The sequence below is a fragment of the Qipengyuania sp. NPDC077410 genome (assembly GCF_044543405.1).
GTDB classification, from domain to species: domain Bacteria; phylum Pseudomonadota; class Alphaproteobacteria; order Sphingomonadales; family Sphingomonadaceae; genus Qipengyuania; species Qipengyuania pacifica.
In genome coordinates this window covers 1,071,085-1,096,950 of the sequence record NZ_JBITWB010000001.1, presented here as the reverse complement: position 1 = coordinate 1,096,950, position 25,866 = coordinate 1,071,085, and the positions used below count along the sequence as shown (strand labels likewise).

The 25,866-nt window shown below is 61.5% G+C and carries 20 protein-coding genes; 4 read left to right on the top strand and 16 right to left on the bottom strand.

From position 1 onward, the window contains the following. Window positions 1–16: 16 nt before the first annotated feature. The 7 genes from ACIGGE_RS05435 to ACIGGE_RS05405 all read right to left on the bottom strand — a co-directional run bounded on the left by ACIGGE_RS05435 (window position 17) and on the right by ACIGGE_RS05405 (window position 8,965). Window positions 17–3,280, bottom strand: coding sequence for an efflux RND transporter permease subunit (locus tag ACIGGE_RS05435; RefSeq protein ID WP_156320618.1), 3,264 nt, complete (start codon window positions 3,278–3,280; stop codon window positions 17–19). Between the two features lie 43 nt (window positions 3,281–3,323). Next, window positions 3,324–4,472, bottom strand: coding sequence for an efflux RND transporter periplasmic adaptor subunit (locus ACIGGE_RS05430; protein ID WP_054522857.1), 1,149 nt, complete (start codon window positions 4,470–4,472; stop codon window positions 3,324–3,326). Between the two features lie 11 nt (window positions 4,473–4,483). Continuing rightward, on the bottom strand, window positions 4,484–5,737 hold the full coding sequence (locus ACIGGE_RS05425; protein WP_067674589.1) for a TolC family protein: 1,254 nt from the start codon (window positions 5,735–5,737) through the stop codon (window positions 4,484–4,486). Between the two features lie 64 nt (window positions 5,738–5,801). Further along, window positions 5,802–6,173, bottom strand: a complete 372-nt coding sequence (locus ACIGGE_RS05420) for a hypothetical protein (protein ID WP_103022870.1) — start codon at window positions 6,171–6,173, stop codon at window positions 5,802–5,804. A gap of 248 nt (window positions 6,174–6,421) precedes the next feature. Next, entirely contained in the window at window positions 6,422–7,363 is a 942-nt protein-coding gene (locus tag ACIGGE_RS05415) for a DUF2493 domain-containing protein (protein ID WP_054522859.1), read from the bottom strand. Window positions 7,364–7,583: 220 nt separating this feature from the next. After that, window positions 7,584–8,024 carry a hypothetical protein gene (locus ACIGGE_RS05410; protein ID WP_029140655.1) on the bottom strand — a complete coding sequence of 147 codons (441 nt, stop codon included), beginning with the start codon at window positions 8,022–8,024 and terminating at the stop codon, window positions 7,584–7,586. A gap of 11 nt (window positions 8,025–8,035) precedes the next feature. Next, complete coding sequence (locus ACIGGE_RS05405) at window positions 8,036–8,965, bottom strand: ArdC family protein (RefSeq protein ID WP_067674593.1); 930 nt, start codon at window positions 8,963–8,965, stop codon at window positions 8,036–8,038. A gap of 377 nt (window positions 8,966–9,342) precedes the next feature. On the opposite strand from ACIGGE_RS05405, the gene ACIGGE_RS05400 reads away from it, so the two are divergent. After that, window positions 9,343–9,771: a GNAT family N-acetyltransferase gene (locus tag ACIGGE_RS05400; RefSeq protein WP_010240440.1), complete on the top strand. Its 429-nt coding sequence runs from the start codon at window positions 9,343–9,345 to the stop codon at window positions 9,769–9,771. A 200-nt stretch (window positions 9,772–9,971) separates the two neighbouring features. Here ACIGGE_RS05400 and ACIGGE_RS05395 read toward each other — a convergent pair whose 3' ends face one another. The 6 genes from ACIGGE_RS05395 to ACIGGE_RS05370 form a co-directional block, all read right to left on the bottom strand. Beyond that, complete coding sequence (locus ACIGGE_RS05395; RefSeq protein WP_054522860.1) at window positions 9,972–11,945, bottom strand: ParB/RepB/Spo0J family partition protein; 1,974 nt, start codon at window positions 11,943–11,945, stop codon at window positions 9,972–9,974. Between the two features lie 373 nt (window positions 11,946–12,318). Next, window positions 12,319–12,684 (bottom strand): type II toxin-antitoxin system RelE/ParE family toxin, encoded by a 366-nt coding sequence (locus ACIGGE_RS05390; protein ID WP_010240557.1) that lies wholly within the window; start codon window positions 12,682–12,684, stop codon window positions 12,319–12,321. Then, the gene (locus ACIGGE_RS05385; RefSeq protein ID WP_010240558.1) at window positions 12,685–12,954 is read right to left on the bottom strand and encodes a type II toxin-antitoxin system Phd/YefM family antitoxin; all 270 of its coding nucleotides are present in this window, start codon (window positions 12,952–12,954) and stop codon (window positions 12,685–12,687) included. It abuts the gene before it with no gap. A 59-nt stretch (window positions 12,955–13,013) separates the two neighbouring features. Continuing rightward, entirely contained in the window at window positions 13,014–17,267 is a 4,254-nt protein-coding gene (locus tag ACIGGE_RS05380; RefSeq protein ID WP_397489657.1) for a strawberry notch-like NTP hydrolase domain-containing protein, read from the bottom strand. Window positions 17,268–17,342: 75 nt separating this feature from the next. After that, window positions 17,343–18,248, bottom strand: a complete 906-nt coding sequence (locus ACIGGE_RS05375) for a toprim domain-containing protein (protein WP_342519071.1) — start codon at window positions 18,246–18,248, stop codon at window positions 17,343–17,345. A 215-nt stretch (window positions 18,249–18,463) separates the two neighbouring features. Next, window positions 18,464–18,706: a hypothetical protein gene (locus ACIGGE_RS05370; protein WP_151884781.1), complete on the bottom strand. Its 243-nt coding sequence runs from the start codon at window positions 18,704–18,706 to the stop codon at window positions 18,464–18,466. A 504-nt stretch (window positions 18,707–19,210) separates the two neighbouring features. Between ACIGGE_RS05370 and ACIGGE_RS05365 the strand changes: the two genes are divergently transcribed. Together ACIGGE_RS05365 and ACIGGE_RS05360 are read left to right on the top strand one after the other, a co-directional pair. Then, a complete protein-coding gene (locus tag ACIGGE_RS05365) occupies window positions 19,211–19,435 on the top strand; it encodes an XRE family transcriptional regulator (protein ID WP_008601437.1) in 225 nt (74 codons plus the stop codon). A gap of 6 nt (window positions 19,436–19,441) precedes the next feature. Next, window positions 19,442–20,692, top strand: coding sequence for a type II toxin-antitoxin system HipA family toxin (locus tag ACIGGE_RS05360; RefSeq protein WP_067674598.1), 1,251 nt, complete (start codon window positions 19,442–19,444; stop codon window positions 20,690–20,692). Between the two features lie 236 nt (window positions 20,693–20,928). Here ACIGGE_RS05360 and ACIGGE_RS05355 read toward each other — a convergent pair whose 3' ends face one another. Continuing rightward, window positions 20,929–21,537: an outer membrane protein gene (locus ACIGGE_RS05355; RefSeq protein ID WP_196847414.1), complete on the bottom strand. Its 609-nt coding sequence runs from the start codon at window positions 21,535–21,537 to the stop codon at window positions 20,929–20,931. A gap of 194 nt (window positions 21,538–21,731) precedes the next feature. Between ACIGGE_RS05355 and ACIGGE_RS05350 the strand changes: the two genes are divergently transcribed. Continuing rightward, window positions 21,732–22,403, top strand: coding sequence for an SDR family NAD(P)-dependent oxidoreductase (locus ACIGGE_RS05350; protein WP_397489656.1), 672 nt, complete (start codon window positions 21,732–21,734; stop codon window positions 22,401–22,403). Here ACIGGE_RS05350 and ACIGGE_RS05345 read toward each other — a convergent pair. Together ACIGGE_RS05345 and ACIGGE_RS05340 are read right to left on the bottom strand one after the other, a co-directional pair. Further along, complete coding sequence (locus tag ACIGGE_RS05345) at window positions 22,400–23,536, bottom strand: aminotransferase class V-fold PLP-dependent enzyme (RefSeq protein ID WP_397489655.1); 1,137 nt, start codon at window positions 23,534–23,536, stop codon at window positions 22,400–22,402. The genes ACIGGE_RS05350 and ACIGGE_RS05345 overlap by 4 nt on opposite strands. 4 nt (window positions 23,537–23,540) lie before the next feature. Beyond that, window positions 23,541–25,802, bottom strand: a complete 2,262-nt coding sequence (locus tag ACIGGE_RS05340) for an NADP-dependent malic enzyme (protein ID WP_103023064.1) — start codon at window positions 25,800–25,802, stop codon at window positions 23,541–23,543. Between the last annotated feature and the right edge of the window lie 64 nt (window positions 25,803–25,866).

Genomic DNA, 25,866 nt, shown 5'->3' with positions numbered 1-25,866 from the left:
CTCCTTTCCCGATCGGTCATGCGATGTCCTTCAGCTCGGCCTCTTCATCGCTCGTCACATTGCGACGCGGACGGTCCCACCACTTCTCGCGCCAGCTCCGCCCGTCGTCGGAACGGTGCAGTACAAGCCGCGCGATTGCGGGTAGGACGAACAGCGTGAGCGCGGTCGCCGTGATCAGACCGCCAATGACGACCGTAGCCAAAGGACGCTGCACTTCGGCCCCTGTTCCGGTTGCGAGAGCCATGGGTACAAAGCCGAGCGAGGCCACCAGCGCGGTCATCAACACCGGCCTCAGGCGCGCGAGCGCACCATCGGCGATTGCCTCATCAAGCGGCATACCGCTTTCAAGGCGCTGCCGGATTGCAGTCATCATGACGAGACCGTTGAGCACAGCCACACCGGACAGGGCAATGAAGCCAACCGCCGCCGATACCGAGAAGGGCATGCCTCTCAACACGAGAGCAAACACACCGCCCGCCAAGGCCATCGGGATGGCGCTGAACACCGCCAGGGCCGGAACCCATCCACCAAGCGCCATGTACAGCAGGAGCAGGACAACGGCGAAGCAGATGGGCACCACGATCGCGAGCCGAGCCTGCGCTTCCTGCAGGTTCTGATACTGCCCGCCCCACTCGATGAAGGAGGCAGGGGGCAGATCGACCTGGGCCGAAACACCTTCCTGCGCTTCTTCGACGAAGGAACCGAGATCGCGTTCGCGGACGTTGGCGGAAACGATGACGAGCCGGCGACCCTGTTCGCGCCGGACTTCGGCGAGACCATCAACAACCTCAAAATCGGCCAGCGTTCGCAGCGGAACCGTGACGCCGTTTTCAAGGACGATCGGCAGGGCTCCTAGCTGGTCGAAATCGTCGCGCGTTGCGTCTGCCAAGCGGACGACGACATCGAAGCGGCGGTCGCCTTCGAACACCAGGCCCGCCGGTCGGCCGCCAAGCGCGATGGCAACGGATTGCGCCACGTCCTCGACCGTGAGACCGTACCGCGCGATGGTGGGACGATCGAAAGCGATGTCGAGCGTCGGAAAGCCCGTCACCTGCTGCACCTTCACATCGGCCGCACCCTCGACAGCGCGAAGTACGCCTGCAACGTCGCCCGCCGCTTCGGTCAGTGCGGTGAGATCGTCGCCGTACAGTTTGACCGCCACATCGCCGCGTACGCCTGCGATCAGTTCGTTGAAACGCAGTTCGATAGGCTGACTGAACTCGTACAGGTTCCCGACAAGACCGCCAAGTGCACTCTCCATCTCGCCAACGAGTTCATCCTTTGGCAAATCCGGGTCTGGCCACTCCTCACGCGGTTTCAGAATGACATAGGCATCCGATGCGTTGGGCGGCATGGGATCGCTGGCGACCTCTGCCGTACCGGTTCGCGAGAAGACCAGCTCGACCTGCGGAAACTCCTCGAGCCTGTCTTCGACCCGCCGCTGCATCGCCAACGAGCGTTCAAGCGAGGTCGAAGGAATCCGAAGCGATTGCACCGCTATGTCGCGCTCGTCGAGCTGGGGAGTGAACTCACTGCCAAGAAAGCCGAACATTATTGCCGCGACTGCAAACAGGCCAGCACCAGCACCGATAACCGGCCAAGGGCGCGCAATGGTCTTGCGAATAGCGGGACCGTAGCGACCCTTTGCCATACGGATCGGTTTCACCTCCTTCTCGGTCAGCTTCTTGTTAAGCAGGACCGCGATCATGGCGGGCACGAAGGTGAGTGACAGCACAAAGGCCGAAGCCAGCGCTAGCATGACCGTAATCGCCATTGGCGAAAACGTCTTGCCCTCGACCCCGGTGAAGGTGAGCAGCGGCGCATAGACCAGCAAAATAATTGCCTGTCCGTAGACCGTCGGCTTGATCATCTCCTGCGCGGCAAGCCGCGTCTCGGTAAGGCGTTCGCCCAGGCTGAGCAGCCGGCCTTCGCGATGCTGGCGCGCGGCAAGCCGCGCGACACTGTTCTCGACGATGATCACCGCGCCATCGACGATCAGGCCGAAGTCGAGCGCGCCGAGGCTCATCAAATTGCCCGAGACGCCCAGCCTGTTCATGCCGATGGCCGCCATCAGCATCGAGATCGGGATGACCAGGGCCGCGATGATGGCGGCCCGGATATTGCCGAGCAGGAGGAACAGCACCGCGATAACCAGCAAGGCGCCCTCGACTAGGTTTTTTTCGACCGTGGCGATCGTCGCATCGACAAGCGAAGAGCGGTTATAGACAATTTCTGCCACCACGCCGTCGGGTAGCGATGCGCGCACCTCTTCCAGTCGGTCTGCCGCCTGAGCCGATACGGTGCGGCTGTTCTCTCCGCTGCGCATCAACACAGTGCCGACGACCGCTTCCTCGCCATTCAGCGAAGCAGCCCCCGTGCGCAGATCGCCCCCGATTTCGACATTCGCTACATCGCCGATGCGGATGGGTACACCCTCGCGCGTCGCGACGACAGCCTCCTCGATATCGGCGATTCCGCCCAGTCGGGCATCGACGCGAACGAGCAGGGCTTCATCGGCCCGGTCCACGAAATTGGCGCCCGCCGCGAGATTGGCGGCCTCGAGCGCATTGATCAGGGAGTCGAAAGACAGGCCGTAGCCTGTAAGCCGTGCCGGGTCGGGCTGAACGAGGAATTGCTTCTCGAATCCACCGATGGAATCGACCCCGGCCACGCCGTCGATCGAGCGCATGAGGGGTGCCACGACCCAGTCCTGCACAGTGCGCAGATAGGCAGCCTTGGCGACCTCGCTTTCCAGCCGGTCGCCGCGCTCGGTTATGAAGCTGCCATCTCTTTGCCAGCCAGTCTGGCCGCCTGTGGTCGCTCCCTTGCCGCCGGGATGCTCGTATTCGATCGTATACATGAGCACTTCGCCAAGCCCGGTGGAAATTGGCCCCATGGTCGGCTCCGCCCCTTCAGGCAGCGAGGCGCCGATCGGCGCGAGACGTTCGTTCACCTGTTGGCGAGCGAAGTAGATGTCGGTGCCTTCCTCGAAGATGGCGGTGACCTGGCTGAAGCCGTTGCGCGAAATCGATCGGGTCATCTCCAATCCCTCGATCCCGGCAAGCCCGGTTTCGATTGGAAAGGTCACCTGCGTCTCCACCTGCGAAGGCGAAAGCGCAGCCGCGCTGGTATTGATCTGCACCTGTGTGTTGGTGATATCCGGCACCGCGTCGATCGGCAGGCGCAACAGATTGAATGCGCCATAGATTGCCGCGAAAATGGTGAGGACGATAATCGCCCAGCGGAATCGCACGGCAACATCGAGAATCATCCCGATCAGGCCATGGTGGTGGCTACCCTCGTCCGAATGGGACGACGTTTGATCAATGGCCATGTTCTGCGCCCTCCTTTTCGAGCTCGGCTTTCAGCAGGAAGGCGTTGGCAGTTGCGATCTGCTGGCCCGGCTCAAGCCCGGACAGGATCGTCACCATTCCAGCGGAACGGCTGCCAGTTTCTACCGCGCGCGCCTGGAAGCCGCGACGCGTTCGGACAAACACGACGTCGCGTCCCTCGAACGCCTGCACTGCATCTTCAGGAACCGCGATAAGGGTCTGATCCACTTCTCCCGAAGGGCGGATACGAGCCTGAAGGAACGAGCCAGGCTGAAGACCTGGAACAGCGCGCGAGATGCTGAGAACAGCTGTCGCGCTTCGGCTTTCAGGATCGAGCGAAGGCGTGACAGAGCGTACGCGCGCGCCGATCTCGCGACCATCGCCAACAATCAGTGCTGCCTCATCGCCGGGCTGGATGCGCGAGGCATCTTCCGAAGGTAGTGCGACTTCGACCTGGAGACCGTTCGGATTGACGATCTGATACAGTTCCTCGCCGGCATCGACGAAGGAGCCGAGTACGATCGGCGCAGCCGTGACGCGTCCGGATAGGGGACTAGTGACGGCGAGCGACCGACCGTCACCGCTTACCCCGGCAGCGCTGACCGCGGCCTGGGCCCGGTTAAGCTCGGAACGGGCAACATCGAGGTTGGCACGGGCAGCTTCGAGATCCTGCCGGGCAGTTACATTCGCTTCGAAAAGGCGACGTTCACGATCAAATGCCGACGACAGTTCGGTCACGCGAGCACGAGCTGCACTGAGCTGCGAGGCGAGCGCAGCAGCATCGGCGCTTTCAATCCGTGCAACGGTCTCGCCCTGGCGGACATAATCACCAAGCGTCTTGCCCACAGTGCGTACCACACCCGATGCGCGCGCATCGATACGCGCACTTGCGGTCGGACTAGCGGCTATCGTGGCCGGAAATACCAGGTCGACGGATGCACCATAACGTACAGTACCGATTACAATTTCGGCAGCCCGAATCTGTTCTTCGCCGATCAGAACGAGGCCCTCTGGCAATTCTGTGTCGGCTGCTTCTTCGACGCCACCGGTTTCGACTTCACTGTCAGGCCAGAGCATCAGCAGCAAAGCTGCAGCGAGAATGACGATTCCGGCGATGATCGCCAGTTTCTTGCGGTTCATTTGAATATTCCTCATTGTGCGGCCAGCCGGATCAATTCGGAAGCAGCCTGCCCCCGGTCCTGCTGGGCAGCGATCAAGGCTTCACGAATTGCATCGCGCGCTTCGGCAGCGCTCAACACCTCGATCAACGGAAAGCGGCCGTTGCGGTAGCCGATGCGGACAAGCCGCAGCGCCTCTTCGGCCTGGGGCAGCGATGTCCGGGAAAGCGTTTCGACGCGCGCCTCAGCAGCGAGATACTGCGCCCGCGCCCGGGTTACTGATTGTTCAAAATCCGCCAGTGCCACGGCCTCGCGTGCATTTGCGGCTCGAAGCCTCGCTTCTGCAGCCGCGATATTGCCCTGATTGCGATTGCTGAACGGAAGCGGGATCGAGACGCCTACAAGGAATGCGCTGTCGTTGCTTTCTTCGAAACGGCGCACACCGGCGGAGACGACCGGATCGGGAACGCGCAAGCTGCGCTCACGATCGATATCTGCCGCAGCAGCCCTGCTTTCAGCGCGCGCTACCCGCAACTGGAGCCCGCTCGCCGCAGCCAGTGCAGCTCCAGGTGGCCGGATGTCCGGAAAGTCCGCCGGGACTACAGGGGGCACGTCCTGAACGCCCCAGAGAGAAGCGAGAGCAGTGCGCGTCGCGAGACTGGCCGCTTGAGACGCTTGCAATTCGGCGCGCGCCTCTGCCAGGGCCGCCTCTGCACGCAAGGCGCGCAAAGGTGGCTCACGGCCTACTTCGACCAGCAGTCCTGCAATGCGGGCGAGCTCTTCGTTCCGTTCGACCACATCGCGGGCCAGTTCCACGCGCGATGCAGCGGCCGCCGCTGCGACATATCGCTCGCGGACGAGGTAGCCGAGTTCGACATCGGACAGGTCGGCGCGAAGGTTTGCAAGCTGTGCTTGCGCCCGGGCAGCTTCGACCCGGGCCCCCCGCTTGTTGCCAAGTTCAAGGCGCTGCCCCACCGCAAGCGTGTATTCGGTAGCCCGCAGTCCGGAAAAAGCGCCGCTTCCGGCGATATTCTCGACCTCGAGCGAAACTTCGGGGTTCGGTCGGAGACGCGCCTGCCTGACGAGCGAGCGAGCGGCATCCGCTTCGGCGCGCGGTCCCACCATACGCGGGTTCGCGGAGATTGCATCGACTTCGCCCGTTACACCTGAGCGGCTCAGCGCGTCTTCAAGCGTCAGAAGCTCCTGCTCCTGCGCGGCCACGGACGTGGCTGTTGCGACGAGAAACAACCCTGCAATCAGGGTGTCTCGCCAATAAATGGCTGACATTTTGGAAGAATTCCTCTGCTAACAATCGAACGGGCGCTGCACCGGGGCAGCGCAACGACGATTGTCAGTCGCGAGGAGGACGTTTCAGTCGGGTACTGACATCCGAGACGGATGCCGCAACAGGAGGCGCTGCAAGAATGACCGACGCAAGTGGAACCTGTTCTTTGTGGATTCCGCCAGCAAAGCTCGCGCCGTGATGACAATGACCATGACCGCAAACGCCGTGTTGATCGGCTGGCACTTCGGGATCGCCCTGATCGCCATCGACATCTGAGGTTGCCGATCCCTCGTCAGCTGCAATCCATGCCGCCGCATCGCCCGGAGCCACTTCCGAGCCGCAGGCAGCTGCATCCGCCGCAGTCGCAAAGATCATCGCGACCAGCATGAGCAGGACGACGAGCGGGTTGAGGACAAGGCGGCGATAACTGTAAGTCATGAATTTGGGCCGCCATTAGCAAAGACAAACCGAGCTGCCTAGTGTAATATTCTGTCAGCGTAGATCCATTATTGTGATACTATAACACAACACCAGTGCTCTTATATTGTCGAAGGAGGACCCGGCGGGGGCGTAAAGCCAGGCGAATTTGCATCGGACTGCAAGAGGCAGCTGGCCTACCGCACGAAACAAGAACCAATTAGCGCGCCAGCGACATAATCGTCGCCGGCGCGTAGCAAGTTCGACGTTCAATCATATCGTTTTGGGATGCTTGCACCCAAGCTGCGCCGGTCAACGACGGTGATACGCCGGGCCTTGGCGTCAATCACTAGACGCTCAAGAACGCCATTGCCGGGAAGCGCGACCACATAGCGCGGATTCATCTGAAGCATCTGCTCATTGCGCTTGAACCCGGCTCGTGCCCCCAGCCGTCTGTCGAGTGAAAATACCAATTGCTGTATATCGTGCCGTTCGGCCCAGCTGGCCGCAAGCCGATCAACGCCTTTGGTGTCGCCGCCGTGCACCAGAAACATGTCGGGCACATGATCACGTACCTTGTCGAGCGTTGACCAGACCTTGGAGGCGAAAGCCTTGGCGTCTTCCGCGGTGGCAAACGAAGACCGGCCACCGGAAAAGACGATTGGCGTGCCTTGCGGTGTATTGGCATCCCGGCGGCGCTCTGCACGAGCCCGCAGGAAGTCACGTGCATTGACGACAGCGGACGTCATATGGGCAGCGTGGTTCGAACGCGAACCGGTCGTGGGACGCCAGGACGATCCGATCTCTTCAAGATAGAGCGTAGCGGCGGTTTCGCGCATTTTCTCGAATGCGACCATGCTGGCTTCGGCGGCCTGGGCACGTTCGACCTGCTCTTCCAGATTGCTCGTGTGTACTTCCGAGCCGTCGGCAGAAGCTAGCAATGCTCGAATTTCGTCGCTGGCGCGGTCGAGCCGCGAAGACTTCCGACTTGCTGCACGGTGGAAGAGATTGACGAAACCCCAGGCGATATCCTCGGCATCCGCCTCCAGGGCCGTGTCGGAAAAGATCGCGAAGAGGTCGGACCATACGGCGCCAAGCGTCTGCTCGATCGCGTCCTCGCACGGAAAGTCGGTCTGGTTGAAGGGGGCCGGCCTGATGCTGAGGCCTGAAAGGTCAAGGCCGCTCAATTGATCAATGAAGCTGTCGTACATGGGGTGTCTCCTGATCGCGCGGACATGGAGAGGAGGCACCATTGCCTCGGCCCTGTCCGCCGGAGCCCGATCAGGGCCGGGACAAGGGGCATGACGCACCGCGTAGCGGGAAACCTGCGGCCCTAAGGCTGGCGCGGGCAACACGGGCCGACGGGCCGCAGGTTGCGGCGCGCCCCGACCGGCCCAAGGGCCTCTCCCGGCGGACAGGGATGAGGCAGGATCAGGACCCGACGTCGCTATCAGGGCAGGAGCGCTCGAAGATCGCTTCGCCATTCGAGAACCGACCTACCAGGCGCAGCTCGCCGAACAGGTCGATGAACCTTCCTGACACCTGGGCGAGCCAATGCCGTGCCCTCGGCACGCGCGGGTTGTAGAGATCGGCTTCCCAGTAGCGAGCGTCATCGCGCTCGGCGAGCCAGATCGCGGCGAGCCCGCAATATGTCGATATGCCGCAATCGGCGAAGGCGTTCCGCAGGAGGATGCAATCCTCGCGGCCGCGCCATCCTTCGAAGCGTTCAAAGGAAGGAAAGGTCGCCTTCGCAGTATCGATGATCTCGTCGACGAGGCACTCGTAGGCCCAGTCGACATCTGCGTCTTCGCCGTCGTCGAGCAGACGAAAGGCAACCACGGATCCGGCCGGATAACTGACAGAACGTCCCATCTCACTGCTCCTCAGGCTGCATCAGCGAGATCAATGTCGGGCTCGCTTTCGTTGGATTGGTGACCCCCAAGGTCAAGCAACAGGCTGGCCGCTTCCTCGGCCTTGGCCGCAGCGGTCAGGATCGCGCGCTCATCCGATTTGAGGATCTTGAGCCAGGACGCGATGTAGCTGGCGTGATGGTCGAGGTGGGTGACCGGCAGACCCAGTTCTGCCCCAAGGATGGCCGAGGACAGTTCGGCGATCAGTTCTTCGGCAGCATAGGCGTCGCTGCCGAAGCGGTTCTTGAGATCGCGGTCGAGCCGCGAGGAATGCCCCGTCCAGTGCGACAGCTCGTGTGCAAGCGTCGCGTAGTAGTGGTCATAGGCTTCGAAGAGTTCGGCTGGCGGCATCGTGACGCGGTCGCGCAGCGGTTCGTAGTAGGCCTGGGCACCATGATGGCGCAGGTCTGCGCCGACTTGACCGAAGAAGGCATCGAGCCGGTCTTCGCGTCCTTCAGGCTCGAGCGCGGCAACCAGCGGCTTGGGATGATAGAATGCGGGGAGGCCGTCGCACTGGTCCGCGTTGAACACGGCATAGGCCTTGAGCACGCGCCGGTTCTCGGTGTCCGTGTCGCCTTCGGCGTTCTCGACCTCCTTGGTATAGCTCTTGTAGAAGATCGCGATGGTCGATTTCTCGCCCTTGCGGACCTGTCCGCCTAGCTTCTGGCACTGGCGGTACGTCATCCAGTACGGCGAAGCGAAACCGCAGCCATCGGCCACCATCCAGAGCCAAAAGGTGTTCATTCCGCGATAAGGCGTCCCGCAGGAGCGCAAGGGCCGCGAGACGGGCACACCGCGCCACGGCTTGACCCAGGGCTTTGTGCCTTGCTCGAGCTTTTCGATGATCGCGGCGGAGATGCGCTGGGCAGGCGATGTCGAAACGGTGCGGCGGGACTTGGTCATGGGAGATCTCCTGATCGCCGGAACGGAGTTGTCCCGGCTCAGGAAGAGCAAAGCTCCCTCCTCTCTCCTTCAATGATGACCGCAATGCGCCCTCAATTCGGGACGTTCAGGCTTCCTGCGGATGCCTGAAAGCGGCCCGGCAGCTTTGCTCCGGTAATGATTACCGCGAATGTCCGATTAGGACTCGTTTGCAGTCGGGCCGCTTTTGCAGTCGGGCCGCTTTTATCGTGTGTGTGCGATTAGCGGACAATCAGCTTTGAGGCGCTCCGACAACACGCGGAAAGGTCTGAAACGGGGGGAACGGAATGTCTAATTTGTTGTTTATTTTGGTCAAAGCAGACATAAAAACACCTACCAGTCAGTTTTGAGGACCTACAGTGAACATCGAGATCGAGCGGAACCCTTCGAAAGCTGAGGCGGACCTGCTCAGTCGCGGGATTAAGTCATTCAACGAAGAAACCGTTCGCGATCTCGAGCCGGCCGAGGAAGAGAAGCGGTTTCACGTGATGGCTCGAGATGACGAGGGATCATTACAAGGTGGCATCCGCGCAACATGCTATTGGAATACCCTTCACATCGAACTTCTTTGGATTTCCGAGACTGCGCGCGGCAGTGGAATCGGGCGTAAGCTGATACAGAAAGCCGAGGCTTTTGCGCGCGACAATGGTTGCGAAAATGCTTTAGTTGAAACGACCAGCTGGCAGGCAAGGCCATTCTACGAAAAGAACGGCTACAACCACATGGCGACCCTTTCCAACCGACCCAAGGGACACTCTTCGCACTATCTCAAGAAGGTGCTGATTTGATTTTCGGGCGTCCGCTTTCGAGGTAGTTTCCGCTCAAGTTAAACAACCGCGCTTAGGGTCGTTAGCCGAACGGCAGCTTTCAGCATTCAGCCACCTAAAAGCGGACCGTCTTCAACCGGCCGAAAATTTGACATGGAAAAGGCGGCCCGTCCCGATTGGGACGGACCGCCCGCCGAGTGACCTAGACCTGTCAGGAGGGGTCAGGCAGCCTGCTCGGCAATTTCGTCAGTCGCGTCGTCGCTGACCGGCTCGTCACCTTCAGCGGCAACCGGTGCGACCTGCTCGGAACCGGCGAAACGCATCATCGGCGGAACCCAAGCCTGTGCCCGTTCCTTGACCTCGGCCTCACCGATGAAGTTGCCGGAGAATATGCGCTCGGCAGCGCTCGCCAGTTCGGCCTTCTTCGATGCGGCATAGCGACTGACGAGTTCGGGACCACCGGCGGCATCGAGCGCCTCGAGCGTGCGAGCCTTGGCCACACGATCGAAGTAGTTCGCCGCCGTGGGACGCCACCAGTGTGCGGTCTCGATTTCGAGCAGTGAGCCCAGCTCCTCGTGCAGTGGCACCGAGCGCTCCCCTTGGCAGGCAAGGCTGGCAACCAGAGTGCGCGAGACGACATGGCCAAGCCAGTCCGAGCGTGCCTCGTCGGAAAGCGCCCGGAACCTGGCAAACCGCTCGACATCGCTTTCACCAGCACGCCAGCTTTCATCGAGCGACCCGGCGAACTCGGCCAAGGCAGCGCTCGCCGGTGCATCCTTGGCCTCGAACCCGGTGACAGGCCCAGCCGCAACCGATCCGACCAGCGTCGACGCATTCTTGGCGCGCCAGTCGTGTCCATCTGCATCTGCGAGCGTGAAGACCATGAAGTCGAGCGCCAGTGCCGGATCGTTGGCGAGGTGGATCGCCAGGATATCGCGGCGCTGCATGGCCAGTTCGTCGAGTAGGCGTTGCGACAGCGAACTTCCTTTGGGCTTTGCCGCGCCACTTTCCTCGATGGCCTCGACAACGCCTTCGTCAGCGATGACTTCGGTTTCGGTGTAGTACTGTGGGACCAAGGTCGGCTCGCCATTGCGCGAGAGGACGAGGAAGGCGCCGGCCTCCGGTTTCAGTTCGTCGGCGAGTACCGGCGGCCGGTCATTGATCGCGCGCATGGCGCGGTCGATGACGACGAGTTCCTGTTCTGCCTTGGCGACCTGGTCCTCATCGCTTTCCTCGTCTTCGAGCACGGCGGCGACGCGGTCGCAGTCGGCCTCGAGCTCGCCGAGCTCCTGCACTTCCCGGTCGGTCATTGGCGCAGGCTCGCAGGGCAAGCGATTGAGGCCGTCGACAAGGTCATGACTGACATAGGTGCCAAGCGTCGGCCGAACCCAGGCAAGGCCATATTCGATCGCGACCTTTTCTGCGGCTTCTTCCATGGCCTTGTGTGCGAGGTCCTCGAGCAGCGCGACATCGATCCAGCTTTCGCTGGCATCGTCGTCGAACAGTTCGCGTTCGATCCGGCCACCCGCAGTGAGGTAGGCATCGCGTCCGACGAGAACCGCTCGCGGATCGGAGCCACGAACAGTTGCGTCGAGCACCATGCGGCGGATCGTGTCAGGCGTGATCTGGTACCAGGCGTCCTGCAGCTCGGCATAGACATGCGCTTGGCGCTCCACGTCGGAGATCGCGCCGTAGGCTTTGGCCATGTCGAGCGTAATCGTGCCTTCGGCGAGCGCTTCGAAGACGCAGGGTGCGAGACTTGCTAAGCGCAGACGCCCTTCGACGAATCGGACGGTGAGGCCGAAGCGGCGCGCCACGTCTTCGGTGGTAGCGCCTGCCTCGATGATCGCCGCGAAAGCCTGCGCTTCGTCGGCCGGGTTCATCGCGAGACGCTGGAAGTTCTCGGCAAGGCTGGCCTCGCGAACTTCGCTTTCCTCGCCTTCGATGACGAGGCAGGTGACCTCATGGCTTTCGGACAAGGGGCCCTCTTCGGCCAGTGCCTGCAGCGCGGCGAGACGCCGGCCGCCGGCCTCGACCTCGAACTTGCCGCGCTTTCCTTTGCGCACGACGAGGTTCTGCAGCAGACCGCGCGCACCAATGTCTGCCCGCAGCTGGAGGTCAGCCAGCACATCGCTCGACTTGCGAACGTTGCGCGGGCTCGGGACGAGCTTCTTCAAGGGAATCGACTGGATCATGGGTGTTCTCCTGATGGAATGAAGGCGCAGGTGAGGATCACGAGGCCCACAAGCCCAAAGGGCTCCCTCCACTCTCTTCAATGGCTGTGGCGACCATCTATACGACCGGGATGGGGCGATCAGGGATCGGCTGAGATCCGTCCATGAGAGCAGTTGTTCTCGATGCGCGAACTCATCCGCAGGCCAGTCAGCACCGGGCACAGGCAGATTAGTCGCCCGGACTTAAGGAAGGACGTGATCAGGCTCTGACGCTACGCGACACGGGAACTTGTCGATTCATTCAGTCACACGGAGGGGAGGAGAGGAAGGGAAACTAGGGCGCAGTCGGAGGCAGCGCTCAGATTCATTCGGACCCTGACCTCTTTGGCGGAGCCTATGCCTGTCCGCTGCTGAGCAAGCGCTCTTCGAGAAGCGTCCGAAAATCCCGACGCGCATCAGCAATTACGAACACGGTCACCTGACCGGGTGCTGGCTCAGGCTGATACCCGTAGATGATGCGGAACGGAAAGCGCGACAATTGCCGAAAGTCGGTGATCCCGAGAGCCTCAAGTTCCGGTGGAACCGGTCCTTTCTCAGGATTGTTCACAAGGGAGCCGATAGACGCGACAAGGTCATCGAGCAGTGCGTCCGCACCATCGTCGCCATCCGGCCCGCGCTGCGTCAGGCGGCGCTGCCAGATACCCACCAGATCGCGCTCCGCACCGGAGGTGATCTCGATCGCTACAGCGGCCGCCATCATTCAGTTTGACTTACCTCGTACGCGATCCGCGAGGCCTGCCACCGGGCGGGTCCGACCGGCGGCAACATCGGCCTGTCCGAGCGCCAGAAGTTTAAGCAGAGCGAGCGTTTCTTGTGCGCGCTCGTAGCTGGCGACATCCTGCAGAACTGCCTTGGCTTCGCCATTCTGCGTGATGACCATTGGCCCGGCGCCATCTCCAATCTCCCGGATAATTTCGGCGCTGTGGGCCTTCAGATAGCTGATCGGTTTGATGCGCTGGTCCAGCTTCATAGAACACCTTAGGACTGAATTTGGTCTCTATTTAGACCAGTTTAGTGCAAATGAGAAGTTCAAGGCTCGGTTGCGATGCTTTGGAGGATCTCGCTTGCTCTCGACACCGGGGCAAATAGCCGCGTGCGGTAGCGGATGATCTCGGTGAAGCAGCCCTTGTTCTTGTACCAGTCGAGGCGATCGGGCGAGAACCCGGTCAGTTCGAGGCGCTGTTCGCCGCCGACCAGCGAGCGTTTCACGGTGAGTGGATCATGGCTAGCAAGGCCCAGCGGTTTGCCGCTGGCGAGGACGAGGTTGCCGATCTGCTCAGGCACCGGTCCAGTAACTCCGGAAAGACCAAAGGTTTCGGCGATTGCGGCGAGATCGATATCGAGCACTTCGCGGCCGATGATCGCTTGACCATCTTCGGCAACGAGCCGGGTGACCCGAACATGATCGCCTGGGAGGCGCTTCCAGACCGGAAGCAGAAGTCCGGTGGCGAGATGGACGCGCTCGGTCACCGGTGACTTGGCCGCTTCCTCTTCCTCGGCCCGCCAGGCGCTGGTGAACGCGGTGATGCCAATATCCTCCCAGTGGCTTTCACCGAGTGCCGCAAGTGTCCAGTTCGCGGACTTGAGCGGGCGCAGCAGGCGGCGGCGTTCGATCACGGCCCCGTCGTCGGCGATGAGGCGCCGGGCCGGAACCGACAGCGCGACCTTGCCCGAGCGCGCATTGCGCATCGGGACCGCGTGCGGGCTGCCGATCTCGTGCATCCGCACCAGGCGCTGCAAGCGCAAAGGCCGAAGGTGTCTGGTCACTTCGAGCGAGACGAGGCGGGTTTCTGCTCCGGTGACAGGGTCGGTCCGCAGGAGCTCATCGGCGAGTACCGTGAAACTATCGACCCTCACGGTTTCCAACCCCTGATCGAGGGTTCCGGCCTCGCGCGCAGCTTCAATCCGCGCTTCGACAAGGCCGAGATATTCGTCGAATATGGCGTTCTGGAGCGCGATCGGTAGCGCGAGAATGCGGTTGAGCCAGCGCTGAATCGTGGGGAGATTGTCGGTCAATCCGCCATCGGGATTTTCAAGCCGGAGGCCGGTGCGCTCGACGAAGTTGCCAAAGGTGGTGGCTTCAAGCTTGCCGTCATAGAGCAGCTGGAACCAGCGGCTGAGCGCGTCGCGCGCATAGTCGCTTTCAAGATTGTCTGCCGGGTCGAACAGGTTCTGTCCGCCCGTCTGGCGCTGGCCGCGCGTAAGCGCGCCCAAAGCGTCGAGCCTCCGCGCAATAGTCGAGATGAACCGGCGCTCGCCCTTCACATCTGTGGTGACCGGGCGGAACAGCGGGGCCGAGGCCTGATTGGTGCGGTTCGTGCGACCAAGCCCCTGGATCGCGTTATCGGCGCGCCAGCCCGGCTCGAGCAGGAAATGGACCCGGCGTTGCTGATTCCGACAGCCGAGGTCGGCATGGTAGGAACGCCCCGTGCCGCCGGCATCCGAGAAGACCAGGATGCGCTTGGTCCCTTCCATGAAGCTTTGCGCTTCGGCAACATTGGCACTCGGGCTACGCCGTTCGAGGCGTTGCTGACCATCGCGTCCCATCACCAACCTGCGGGTCCGGCCCGTAACCTCGGCGACGGCCTCGGTTCCGAAGTGCTCGATGATCGCGTCGAGCGCGGTAGCAATGGGCGGCAGCGCGCATAGCTGTTCGATCAACGTGTCGCGCGCCGCCACGGCGCGCGGGCAAAAGACGGGATTGCCCTCCCCGTCACTCATCGCCTCGGAGCGAAGATTGCCGTCCTCGTCGGCGAAGACCTGCATCAATCGTACCGGGAAGCTCTTGGAAAGGTAGTCGATGACATATTCACGCGGGGAAAGGTCGATATCGAGCGCTTCGCGCTCTTCCACGGTAAGGTCGGCAAGGCGTCGGTCGAGCATGGCCTCGGCGGTCGAGACCAGCTGCACGACAACCGAATGCTCTTCGCCAAGCGCTACTTCCATCGCGGGGATCAGGCTCGGCAATTTCATCGAGAGCAGGAGCTGGGCAAAGAAGCGCTGCTTGGTGCCTTCGAAGATCGACAGCGCCGCAGCCTTGGCATTGCGATTGAGCGTATCGCCGCTGTCCTCGTCGACCACGCGGGTTGCTTCGAGCGCAGCTTCGAGGTTGCGGTGAATGATCGCCCAGGCATCAGCATAGGCATCGTAGGCTCGGACCTGCGCTTCGGTCAGGCTGTGTTCGAGGATTTCGTACTCGACCCCTGCAAAGGACAGCGCACGGGCAAGGTAGAGTCCTTGGGCCTTGAGGTCGCGGGCGACGAGCTCCATCGCCGCGACGCCGCCAGCGCGGATCTCGGTCATGAACGCCTCGTGGGTCGGGAATGCGGTCTCGGGTCCCCACAGACCAAGCCGGGAGGTGTAGCCGAGGTTGGCGATATCCGAGGCGCCGGTGGCCGAAGCATAAAGCACGCGGGCGCGCGGGAGATGGTTCTGCAGCCTGAGGCCCGCCATCCCTTGTTCGGAGCCCTTGACCTTGCCGCGAGTTGAAGAGCCCCCGAGCGCATTAGCCATCGCATGGGCTTCGTCGAAAGCGATCACGCCGTCGAAATCCTCGCCCGCCCAGGCAAGGATCTGGTCGAGCCGCGTATCCTCGGCGCGGCCCGAGCGCAGCGTCGGATAGGTGACGAAGAGAATACCTTCGGACATCGTTACGGGCTGGCCGAGTTTCCAGCGCGAGAGCGGCTGGAGATCGAGCGACAGCCCGCCAAGCGCTTCCCAGTCGCGGCGTGCATCTTCGAGCAGCGCCTCGTTCTTGGTGATCCAGACATGTCGGCGCTCGCCTGCGAGCCAGCGATCCATGATGACCGCGGCGATCTGCCGTCCTTTGCCCGCTCCGGTTCCGTCGCCGAGGAAGAAGCCTTGGCGGTAGGAGTGTCCGTCCTCGGAGAGTTCCAGCGAGGTGCCTTCCTGGCTCACCTTGAACTGACCCGGAAGATCGCGCGCAAATGCCTGGGTAGCATAGACCAGTGTCTCGCATTGCGCTTCGGACAGCAGGCCATCGGCCTGCCAACATGCGGGAATGCGCGGGCAAACATCGGGCTGCGGTGCCGCGACCGAACCCATGGCGACCGATTCCACGAGCGGGGTGGGATGGACCGGAGCATCTTCGAAGGCGATGCGGCTGGGCCGGTAAGGCAGGTAGATGCCTGCCTGTTCGGGCACAGGCGCGGGGTCGGCGAGGACCGAATAGGCAAGGTCGATCGCATTCGCCGTGGCTGCTGGTGTCGCGGCGAACGGCGCCACCGGCCGAACCGGCGCGCTTTGGGCCGAGGTCTTGCCAACGAGGCGCACTGGCTTGCCGAGCGGCAGGCGATGGATGTTGGCGGAGGTCTGTACGCGTGGCGGAAGCGCAGTGATAAGCTCGTGGAGCGAGATGAGGTCGGCAGTATCTCCGGTGATCGCAGGCGAGGACGCAGTCGGCGTCTTGTCGAACACAACCAGGCGAACAGCGATCCCCGTCCCTGTCCGGCGGAACATCTGCTGCAGGCGAACATCGAGGAGCAGCGATGCTTCGTCCTGTTCCTTGGCGAAGGCGGAGGCGTCGAAGCCTTCAGGCATAATGGCGACGATCCTCGCCCGATTAGCAGCGGCCCGGATTGCACCGCGTAGGTGACGCATAGCGGTCTCACCGTCCTTGCCGCGTTCCAGGCTGTGAGCGAACGGCGGGTTCATCAGCACGGCAGACGGAACAGGGCCGCGAAGCAAGTCGGCGATCAGTTCCCCGTCATGCGCAGTGATGGTGGCAGAAGGGAAGATGTAGCCCAGCGTGCCTCGTCGTGTCGGATCGATCTCGTTGAGGAGCAGCGAAGCGTTCTGGACGCTGCTCCAGAGCGCTATCGCGCCATTGCCGGCGGACGGTTCGAGGAGCGTGTCTTGCGCGCAGACAGCTGCGGCCTTCGCCATCAGCCAGGCCAGCATCGGCGGGGTCGAGAACTGCTGCAATTCGACCTGTGCTTCGCTGCGCACATGCCGCGGCGGCAAGGCAGCTTCGAGCCAGTCGAAGCGCGCTTCTGCTTCATGAACGTTGCTCGCCAGATCGATGCGCGAAGCTTCACGAAGCCAGAGCAGTGCGCCGATCTCGACCGCGTTGTTGTAGACGTCGATGGTCCAGGCGCTTCCCCAATCCATGACGCCGGTTTCCTCGGCGAACAGGTCGGAAATGTCGGCACGGGTTAGATGGCGTCCCGAGGCAAGAAGCGCGGCAATCCTGGCGCCAACAGTGTAAGCCGATGGCACTGTCGGCAACTGCTCGCCGGCGGGAAACAGGTCTGATTGAAACATGGCAATTCGTCCTCCTGATGAAGGCATCGGGACACGCCCTCTGCCGGATCAGGAATTCGAGAAGCCCTCTCTCCTCTACCGCGCCGCCTTGCGGCGTAGCCATGCTGTGAGTTCATCGTTCCAGTCGGTGTCGCGTGAGGATGGTTTGCGAATGTGGATCGTCCGTCCATCGCGGGCATACGCGGCCAGGCCACGCGACCCAGCCAGCTCGCCGCCCGCATCGTGATCGACGAAGAGGTGGAGTTCGGTCACGCTCTCGGGCACGCTGACGAGGCCGAAGCGCTCATTGCCCAGGGTCGCCCAGACGGGAATGCCGGTGAGAGCATAGGCCGACATCGCGCTCTCGATTCCCTCAGCAAGGCCGAGCTTGCCGGAAGCCGGAGCGAAGAGGCGGACAGCAGCTTCGCCGAGCGCGCCGAGCGCGCGCTTCGGTTTGTCGAAGTCGGCCTTGGAGTTGCCCGAAAGGAATGTGCGATGGATGGCGATCGGCCCCTCGTCGAGACTGACCGCCGCAATCATGGCCGGCAAAAAGCGGGTGCTTCCCTTTGGACCAAGCGGCGTTCGTGGATGGAAGCGCAGCGCCGGAGATGCCGCGAGGATGCCGCGGCTTTCAAGATATGCCTTTGCCGGACTGGCACGCAGTGGCTGTGCATCGCGCCAGATCCTCAGCGCTACCGTCGAGGGTTTGCGGGTGCTGGTCGATTCGGGTTCGTTCGTGGTCGCAGAACCTGAAAAAAGCGCCGGTGGCTCGAAGCCTTCACGCGCCAGAGCAGCCAGCACGCTCTGCTGATCGCATCCCGCGAAACAGTGGAAGAGGATGGCCTTCTGGCCGAGCGACACACCGAGTGACGGCGTGCGATCATCATGCGCAGGGCAACAGGCCATGCCCTTGTTGCCGGACCATTTGCCGCCCCGGTTTTCACAGATGCGGCGGGCGGTTGCTTCCAATGAGCTTATCTTGGTGGAATATCGGTGGGACATGGCACATCGCGATCCTTTCGGCTCGCTCACAAAGGCCCTCCTCCCCTCCAGCCCTTCTGTGTTGTAAGAACAGGTCGGAGGGGATTCACGTCTGCACTGCGAGCCCGTCGATTTGAGCGTCACATCGACATCGCCGCTCACCCGCGAGGTCTACCGATTATTCGTAGTGACTTCTCACTAGCGCCATTGATCCTTATTGCTGCCCCACGACCTGGTCAGTTTAGATCATGCGACACGTTACCTAATCGAAAATTCCGGTCCGATCTTTCCTTTTGCAAATCGCGTCGTGCCTTCGGGAGGTAGTCCCGCCAAGTCCTTCGATGAGTGATATGGCTGATTTTGCCGGGCTTGCTCATTCCCGCCATCGCGGCAACCGCCATTCTGCCATGGCCGGGTTGATCATTTTCACGAGCGAATAATGTCTTCGCGCGTTCGATTTCCTCGTCTGAATAATGCATTCGATGCTCCATCGGGTTGGACCTGCGAGAGCGTTCGAACGAAATTCGGCGAACCCTCTGCAGGGTCCGCCGGTTAACCTCCAACTGGAGGACGGGACCTCGGAATTCTTCCGAAGCTGTCGGCTTGTGCCGACATGCGTGACGTTTGCGATATAGTCGCTGAGACAATTCGCGCAACTGCATAGCGACTTTTGAAGTACGATGGTCAAGCCGCGGCCTAGCGACCGCTCACCAGCGCCTCTCCACTCAGTCATGGTCATTGTAAGCCTCGTGCAGCAGGCGGTGAAGCATCTTCCTTCGGTAAACCTGCTTCAAGCGAAAGAGCACAAAAACATGACATATCATTTCTATTTGCGGAATTTCGCATGATATGTCATATATCGGGCCATGCCCCGTTCGTCTCGAGCTGCTAGCGGACTACCGCCCCAGAGCCAACGTGCGATTACACGGCTAGGTAAGGATATCGCCCTTGCTCGCCGCCGGAGAAAACTTCCTCAGCGTTTAATGGCCGAGCGCATGATCGTCTCGGTTCAAACGCTGCAACGCCTCGAAGCGGGAGATCCTACCGTGGGCCTCGCGGTTCTGGCGAGCGCCCTGCATGTCCTGGGGATGACACAGCGCCTTGCCGAGCTGGTAACCCCAGACAGTGACCGGGCTGGCATCAGCGAGGATTTGTCCCGCCTGCCCCAGAAGACCCACGCTGTCAGCGACGATGATCTGGATTTCTAGCAAGCCGTGACGACCATCCGCACCTATGTCTTCGTGCATCTTGAGGAGGGGCCTGTTCCGGCAGGCCTTCTCACGATGACCGACGAACCGCGCAACCAGTTTGCTACCTTCGCTTACGGTCGGCGTTATCTGGAACGCGCTGACCGTATTGCGGTCGATCCTGTAGCTCTGCCGTTGCACGAAGCTGGAACTTCTCGAACATTCAGGACGGAAGAAGGCTTTGCCGTGTTCGGTGGCATTCGGGATGCTGCTCCTGACGGCTGGGGCCAATACCTAATGTACAAGGCGATGGGCGATCGCTTGCCGAGCGAAATCGATCTCATTTTGGCCTCGGGCGAACATCGCGTGGGTGCGCTCGCCTTTGGGCCGACGTCCGCCCAGCCTGAGAGAATTACACCATGGGGGGACGGCCCTGCTCCGGGCGAAGAGTTCACGCTCGCAGAGTTAGCAGAAGCCGCCGAACGAGCGCAGCATGTCGACGAACTCGACGAGAACTTGAGGGCGTTGCTAGCCGCCGGGTCATCTCTGGGCGGCGCCCGGCCGAAGGCAGCTACAAAAATCGGCGACCAACCCTGGATCGCGAAATTCCAGAAGCGGGGAGACAGCTTTCCCGAATGCCGGGTCGAACTGGCGACAATGCGGCTTGCCAGCGAGTGTGGTCTCGATGTGCCGCCACTCGACTTCCGCTGCGTCCTTGATCGCGACATCTATCTGATCGAGCGGTTCGATCGGATTCCTCACGGCAACTGGCTGGAACGCAGGCCCTTTGCTTCGGGGCTCACAATGCTCGGGGCGCATGAGAGCGAGGTCAGCAGCTTCAGCTATGCCGATCTCGCAGGAGCGATCCGGCAATTCGGAACCGAAGTACGCCAGGATCTGCACGAATTATTTCGTCGCATGCTGTTCAATATCCTCGTCACCAATGATGATGATCACCTACGTAATCATGGCTTCCTGTTCGATGGTGAGGGATGGCGGCTTTCGCCGCTTTACGATGTAGTGCCGAAGCCTCAGCTGGGACTGGAGCGCCGGCTCGTCCTCGGCGTCGGGCCGGAAGGCCGCGCTGCAACGATCGAGAACGCTCTCGCCGGTGCCGCGGTCTTCGACCTCAGCCATGATGACGCGAACGCAATCGCCGAAGACATGAGCAGAATCGTAGCGACACGGTGGGAACACCTATTCACAAAAGCAGGGATAAGCGCGGCTGATCGCAAGCGTTTCGCCACCTGCTTCCGGTTGGCAGCACCTGTGTCATGATCGCAAACGCAGAAATCCGTTCATGGGGGCGCGTGCTTGCCTCATTTGGCATGGTGATTACCCGGTGATTGCTAGCCGAGAAAATGGGGATCAAAAAATGCCGATTTGTGATTGTATATCAGTCTATTATAATAGTATGACCACTAAGGTCTGGTACTTCAGGTTCAGGCGTAAATAGCAGAAGGGGCCGCCCGGTCATACCGAGCGGCCCCACTGTCTGCTCTGCGAGCCCGGCGTCAGAAGCGCAGGCCGACCCCGGCCACGACCTGATCAGTCGAGACATCGCCGATTTCGGTGCCGGCGATACCCTTGTAGTTGGACCGGCGATATTCGAGCCGTCCCTCCAGAGGTCCGGGCAACTGGACTTGGAGGCCGCCGCCGAACCGCAGACCGTCCGTATTGTCATCGAGGTCGGACAGGGATCCGCTCTGCGTGAACGAGCGGGTATCGAGAGAGGTATAGCCGATCTTGCCGTAGGCAGCGATGCCCGGCGTTACTGCGAAACCGGCACGCGCACCGATATAGTACTGGCCGTCTGCATCCAGGCCTTCGCGTGCTGCGCCGAAGCTGCCGGGAAACTCCGTGGTTCCACCGCTCTTGGACAATTCACCCTCGACACCCACGAACGCGCTGCCGAGGGACAGGTCGTAACCGGCGGTAATGCCATAAACTGCGGAATCCGCGTCGGCGGAAACGCTGCCATCGTCCGACTCCACATCCAGCCCTTCATAACCGGCGAGAGCGCCGACGTAAAAGCCGCCCGGTGCAACATTCTGGCCCTGCGCCATCGCCGGAGTGGCGACCATACCGGTCGCAATTACGAGCCCTGCGATTGTCTTTTTCATCACTATTCCTTTCGCGTGCGGTTTTCTGCACGGCGGGCCCCTGCCCACCCCCCGCTTGCGCATGGATGAACCGGCGGATGATGCGAGGTGCCCGGACGACGGATGACGGCATTGATCGACCAATGCCCATGCATGATCCACGGAACGCGTTGCCGCTTTCGGCGCTTTGAATGCAGCAGAGCAAGGAAATTCCCATGGCAGATAAATCGATCTTCATCCTCGGCGCTTCACGCGGCATCGGACTGGGACTGGTAAAGACATTCCTCGACCGAGGCTGGAACGTGGTTGCAAGCGAACGATCTGAGAGCGCCGATCTCCACGCGCTGGAATGCGATGCACTACGCATTGTGACTGCCGATGTGACCGAGCCTGACAGTTATGTCGATCTCGGCTTCGAAGATGGTGAGCTCGATGCCCTGATCATCAATGCCGGAATCACCGGAGCGAGCCATCAGGATGCGTCGAAGGCGACCGCTGATGAAGTGTCGCACGTGATGATGACCAATGCCTTCGGCCCGGCGCGCGCGGCGAAATCTCTGCTGCCTGCCATAAAGGATGGCGGCACGCTGGGCGTGATGTCCTCGTTGATGGGATCGATCAGCGACAGTTCGGGCGGCTATGAACTCTATCGCACCAGCAAGACGGCCCTGAACATGCTCGCCAAAGGCATTTCAGAACAGGATGCCAGCCCGCGCGAAATCGAGGTTCTGGCGCTTCATCCAGGCTGGGTGCAGACCGACATGGGTGGGTCGAACGCCGCGCTGACCATCGAAGAAAGCGTGAACGGCCTTGCAGACGTTATCGAAAAATCCGGCGAGGGCGGGTTCAGGTTCGTCGATTACAGCGGCAAGGAACTGGCGTTCTAGCCGAGGCATTCTCGCAAGGTTGTAATCAGAGCGGTCGCATCCTCGATCGTGTTGTAAACGTGCGGCGTAACCCGGAGTGAGGATCCGCGTAGCGATACATGCACTTGGGCAGCGGCCAGCCTGTCGGTAAGCCCGTCCGGCACTTTGTCCGGGAATTCCAGCGCAAGGAAATGGGGGGCGCGAATACCGATGGGCGCAGCAGAGAGGCCGAGTTCGTCTGCAGCGCCAGCAATCGATTGCGTCGCCGCGCCTAGTGTTTCGGCGATCTTTGCGACACCGAATTCGAGCAGGAAATCGAGTGCGGCGCTTGCCCCCATGAGCAGGGGCGGGTTCGATTTTTCGCCAACGTCAAAACGCCGTGCGCCAGGCTGGAAATCATCACGGTAATCAACCAGCCTAGAGAAATCTTCCGATCCTGCGCGATTGATCCAATTATGTTCGATCGGATTCCCGCCATGATGTTTGGGCGCCACATACATCATGCCGATACCGTAAGGCCCCATGAGCCATTTGTAGCAGGCAGCGACGGCGAAGTCCGGCTGCACCGCGGCAAAGTCTATCGGCATGGCGCCCAGCGACTGGGTCAGGTCCAGCACCAGAGCCGCGCCCATCTCGCGACACTTGGCGCCAACTGAGACCAGATCGACCACGCGGCCATCGGCCCAGTGGTTGTTCGGCAAGGCCACGATGGCGGTATCGTGGCCGATCGCGTCGATCACGGCTTCGGTCCAGCAGTCCTTCCGGGGTCTGCGAACCGCCACAATTTCCCCGCCGCGTTCCTGTGCCAGTTCGCGCCAGCCATAGACATTGGACGGGAACTGGTCGGCCAGAGTCACGATCTTCTGCCCGCGAGCCACGGGTAGATTCCTGGCCGCAACTGCAAGCGCGTAGCTGACGGACGGGACGATCGCGATACTGTCCGCCTCCACGCCGGCAAGCCGGGCCGCGCGACTGCGAAAATCCTCTGCCACCAAGAAGAAATCGGCCGGACGGAAATTCCACGGCTGTTCCTTCAACCGCGAACCTTGGACCATCGCATCGCTGACGCTGCGCGATAACGGCGCCATGTAGGCACAGTTCAAATAGTGCACGCCTTCGGGGATGGCGAACCGGTCGCGCTGCGATGCGATCATAGGATCAGCCCAGCACTCCCGCGCTGGCAAGCACTGCCAGCGTCAGCACGTCGGGGGCGATAGCTGTCATCGGTGCGATCTGAACCGGCTTCTCCATACCGATCATCATCGGGCCGACGGTCGTTTCTCCGCCCAGTTCACGAAGCAGCTTGGCAGAGAGGTTGGCCGATTGGAGGCCCGGCATGATCAGTACATTGGCAGGCCCCGACAGGCGACTGAACGGATAGAGCGACATGACCTTTGGGTTGAGAGCGGCATCCGGCGCCATTTCACCTTCATATTCGAACGCGACCGACTCGTCCGCGTCGAGCAGGGCAACGGCTTCACGGATATTGTTGAGCCACTGTCCCGAGGGGTTGCCGAAGGTCGAATACGACATGAAGGCAACCCGCGGTTCATGGCCCATACGTCGCGCCACGGCTGCCGTTTCACGGGCGATGTGCGCAAGTTGTTCGGCGGTCGGACGTTCATTTATTGTCGTGTCGGCGAGGAAGGTGGTGTGGTTCTTACCGATCATCATGTGGATGCCGAACGGGACCGCGCCCGGCTTTTCATCCAGCACCCGGCCGATTTCACGGGCGGTCTGGCTGAAGGTACGCGTCAGGCCCGTGATCATCGCATCGCCATGTCCCAATGCCACCAGCAATGCGGCGAAGACGTTACGCTCCTGATTGACCATGCGCGCCACGTCGCGTTCGGTGTAGCCACGCCGCTGCAACCGCTTGTAAAGATATTCGACCATGCCCGGTACCTTGTCCGACACGGCGGAATTCTCGATGACCCAGTCGTCCGGGTCGTCGACGGCCAGTTCGACCAGCTTTTCGCGAACCTTCTCGGTCCGACCAACCAGAATCGGTTCGCCATATCCGAATTCGCGGTACTGGATGGCGGCGCGCAGCGCGACATCCTCTTCCGCTTCGGCAAAAACCATCCGCTTCGGGTTGGCCTTGGCCTGTTCGTAAATATTGGTGAGTGCGGCAGTAGTCGGGTTCAGGCGTACCTTGAGCGCAAAGCGATAAGCGTCGAAGTCCTCGATCGGGGCCTGCGCGACACCGCTCTCCATCGCGGCCTTGGCAACCGCGCTGGATACGACTTCCATCAACCGCGGGTCGAACGGCGCTGGGATGATATATTCCTCACCGAACTGGTGACTGACGCCATATGCCGCGGCGACCTCGTCCGGAACGCGCTCACGCGCAAGTTCGGCGATGGCACGGGCCGCAGCGATCTTCATCTCTTCGTTGATCGCAGTGGCCTGAACATCCAGCGCACCGCGGAAAATGAAGGGGAAGCCAAGCACATTGTTGACCTGATTGGGGTAGTCGCTGCGTCCGGTAGCGATGATCGCGTCCGGGCGCACGGCCTTGGCATCTTCGGGCATGATTTCCGGAATGGGATTGGCCATCGCGAAGATGATCGGCCTGTCGGCCATCTTCTCCACCCATTCCGGCTTCAGCGCGCCTGCACCGGACAGGCCAAGGAATATGTCGGCACCTTCCAGCGCTTCTTCGAGATTGGTTGCCGATGTCTCCACCGCATGGGCGCTCTTCCACTGATCGACATTGTCACGTCCCGGAGTGATCGGCCCGGCGCGATCACAGACGATGACGTTTTCATGCCGGACCCCCATGGCCTTGATCAAAGCGGTACAGGCAAGCGCGCTGGCCCCTGCCCCGTTGACGACCATCTTGCAGTCTTTCATTTCCCGCCCGGTCAGGTGGCAGGCGTTGATCAGGCCAGCGGCAGCGATGATCGCGGTGCCGTGTTGGTCGTCATGCATGACAGGGATATTCATGCGTTCGCGCAACGCCTGCTCGATAATAAAGCATTCGGGCGCGGCGATGTCTTCGAGATTGATGCCGCCGAAGGTCGGTTCCATCAGGGCGACCGCCTCGATGAACTTGTCGGGATCTTCGGTATCGAGTTCGATGTCGATCGAATCCACGTCGGCAAAGCGTTTGAACAGCACCGCCTTGCCTTCCATCACCGGCTTCGAGGCCAACGCACCGAGATTGCCGAGGCCCAGGATCGCCGTGCCGTTCGAAATAACGGCAACAAGGTTCGAACGGGCCGTATAGCGAGCCGCATCCTTGGGATTGGCCGCAATCGCTTCCACCGGAGCCGCCACGCCGGGCGAATAAGCGAGGCTGAGATCACGCTGGCTTGCCATGGGCTTGCTTGCGACGATCTCGATCTTACCCGGACGAATTGTCTCGTGGTAGAACAGAGCTTCGCGTGTGGTGAATGCGGATTTTTCGTCGGCCATCGGCGTTCCCTTGTCTTGCGCGGTGCTGCCCCTAACCGCTTGCGCCAAGAAGTCATAGGGGAAA